This window comes from Gardnerella sp. C0684A1 (genome assembly GCF_055326835.1).
In genome coordinates this window covers 1-238 of sequence record NZ_JBLTSX010000093.1, presented here as the reverse complement: position 1 = coordinate 238, position 238 = coordinate 1, and the positions used below count along the sequence as shown (strand labels likewise).

Sequence of the window (238 nt, the reverse complement as noted above, 5' to 3'; positions counted from 1 at the left end):
GACTAGAACCAACTGTTCCAACCCCAGAAACATACCATCCAAGACCCAAAAAACACACTAAGCATGTAACAACTCTAATTACGATAGAAATGCGAAAATCCTTAGTAAACACGATTTTTCCGCGATTTACATCTACAAAATGCATAAAAATAGCAGCAATAACAGCTACAAGTACAGCAATTATGGAACAGACAATCACGGCTATAGCATTATCTGGCAGAAAAGATGCGATATTCCC

1 pseudogene is annotated in these 238 nt (G+C 37.8%); it reads right to left on the bottom strand.

Features of this window, described 5'->3' with window-relative positions:
* Nucleotides 1-238: pseudogene (locus ACNEUN_RS06450) on the bottom strand (LTA synthase family protein); the annotation flags it as partial.